At 76.1% G+C, this 2082-nt stretch carries 3 protein-coding genes; all 3 read left to right on the top strand.

Features of this window, described 5'->3' with window-relative positions; all coding sequences use genetic code 11:
• The first annotated feature begins 73 nt into the window (after positions 1 to 73).
• Positions 74 to 775 carry a 1-(5-phosphoribosyl)-5-[(5-phosphoribosylamino)methylideneamino] imidazole-4-carboxamide isomerase gene (locus tag RI554_04510; GenBank protein ID MDR9391272.1) on the top strand — a complete coding sequence of 234 codons (702 nt, stop codon included), beginning with the start codon at positions 74 to 76 and terminating at the stop codon, positions 773 to 775.
• Positions 759 to 1664: a bifunctional DNA-formamidopyrimidine glycosylase/DNA-(apurinic or apyrimidinic site) lyase gene (gene mutM, locus RI554_04505; GenBank protein ID MDR9391271.1), complete on the top strand. Its 906-nt coding sequence runs from the start codon at positions 759 to 761 to the stop codon at positions 1662 to 1664. Before RI554_04510 ends, mutM begins: the two co-directional genes overlap by 17 nt.
• Before the next feature lie 63 nt (positions 1665 to 1727).
• A partial coding sequence (locus tag RI554_04500) for a dihydrodipicolinate synthase family protein (GenBank protein ID MDR9391270.1) occupies positions 1728 to 2082 on the top strand: 355 nt, incomplete at its 3' end.

Raw genomic sequence — 2082 nt, 5'->3', positions numbered from 1 at the left:
TCCGCGTCGCGTCAACCGGCGACGAACCGCGACGACGAACCGCGACGACGAACCGGACGGGTAGCATGCCCCCATGTTCGAGATCGTTCCCTGCGTCGACGTCCTCGGGGGACGCGCCGTCCGCCTCGAGGGCGGCGACCCGGCGCGCGCCACGACGTACTACGACGCCCCCACCGACGCCGCGGCCCACTGGGCGTCGCTCGGCGCGACCACGATCCACTTCGTCGACCTCGACGCCGCCCTCGAGCGCGGCGACAACGCCGCCGCCATCGCCGACGCCGCCGCCCGCGCGGGGGTCGGCAGCGAGATCGGGGGCGGCGTCCGCAGCCGCGCCGCCGCGGACGCCTGGCTCACCCGGGTCGACCGGGTGGTGCTCGGCACCGCCGCCATCGACGACCCCGACCTCGTCGACGCCCTCGTCCGCGAGCACGGCGCGGAGCGCGTCGTCGTCAGCCTCGACGCGAAGCACGGCCGCGTCGCGGTCCGCGGGTGGCGCGACGTCCGCGACGTCCTCGCGACCGACGTCGCGGCCGACATGGCCGCGCGCGGCGTGACCCGCATGATCTACACCGACGTCGTGCGCGACGGCACCCTGCAGGGCGTCGACGAAGCCCCCGTCGCCGCGATGCGCGCCGCCTTCCCCCACCGCCTGTGGGCGGGGGGCGGCGTCGCGCGCGACGCGGACGTCGCGACGTACGAACGCCTGGGCCTGGACGGCGCCATCGTCGGTCGGGCGCTGTACGAGGGAACGATCACCTATCCCCGAACTGCCTGAGGTCGAAACCGTCCGGCGGGAGCTGGCCCCCTGGCTGACGGGGCGCACGATCCTCGAGGCGCGCCGCGTCGACGCGCCCGCCGGCCCCAAGTACGCCGACCTGCCGCTCGCGCAGGGGCAACGCATCGCGGCGGTCGACCGGCGCGGCAAGTTCCTGGTCTTCCCGTTGATCCACCCCGGGCGCGACGACCCGGCGGACGCCCGCGACGTGCTGGTGATCCACCTCGGCATGACCGGCATCCTCTCCGCGACGCCGCCCCCCGCCCACGAACGCGCTCGCCTCGTCCTCGACGCCGGCCCCGACCCGGTCGTGCACTTCCGCGACGTGCGTCGCTTCGGGCGGTGCCTGGTGTTGCCCGGGGGCGACCCGTCGCGACTCCCGACCCTCGCGAACCTCGGCCCCGAACCGCTGTCGGACGCCTTCACGCCCCGCCGCTTCCGCGCGGCGCTTCGGCGCAGCGAGGTGGCGATCAAGACGCTGCTGTTGAGCCAGAAACCGGTCGCGGGGCTCGGCAACATCTACGCCGACGAGGCGCTCTGGCGCGCGCGGGTGCACCCCGCCACCCCCGCGAAGCGCGTCGCGCGCGACGGCGGCACGATCGAGGCGCTCCACGGCGCCATCCGGGACGTGCTGGAGGCCGCCATCCGCGCGCAGGGCACGACGTTGAACGACTACCGGACGGTCAACGGCGAGGTCGGCGCGTACCTCGCGCAGCTCGACGCGTACGGGCACGAGGGCGACCCCTGCCCCCGGTGCGGCGCGCCCCTCGAACGCCGGGTGCTCGCCGGCCGCTCGTCGCATTTCTGTCCCCGCTGCCAACCCACCCCGCGTCGCGCCCCGCGTCGTGGCCCGCGCGGCCGACGCGGCGCGCAGCGCGGCGCGGGGTAGCATCCGCCCACACGACGCGCGGACGACGACGCCCGAACGCCCGCGGCGGGAGGAGGTGGCCCCATGGCCACGCACGCACCGTTACGGGGGGTCAACCCGATCCTCCCCACGCCGTTCCTCGAGGACGGCGCCCTCGACCTCGCGAGCCTGCGCCGCTCGATCGACCTCATGGTCGACGTCGGCGCCGACGGCGTCGCCATCCTCGGGTTTCTCGGCGAGGCGCACAAGCTGTCCGGCGCGGAACGCCGCGCCGTCGTCGAAGCGGTCGTCGACCAGGCCGGCGGGCGCCTCTCGGTCTGGGTCGGGGTCCGCGCCCTCGGGACGGCGGGCGCCGTCGAGCAGGCGCGCGAAGCGGAGGCGCTCGGCGCGGACGCGGTGTTCGTCGCCCCCATCGCCCCGCAGAACGACGCCGCCCTCG

The organism is Trueperaceae bacterium (genome assembly GCA_031581195.1).
Lineage (GTDB): Bacteria > Deinococcota > Deinococci > Deinococcales > Trueperaceae > SLSQ01.
The sequence above is the reverse complement of the archived record's forward strand: the minus strand, read 5'-3'. Positions and strand labels throughout refer to the sequence as shown.

What these genes read in the sequence shown, in the direction of transcription:
- RI554_04510 (MDR9391272.1), top strand. Translation starts at nt 74, where the DNA reads ATGTTCGAGATCGTTCCCTGCGTCGACGTCCTCGGGGGACGCGCCGTC.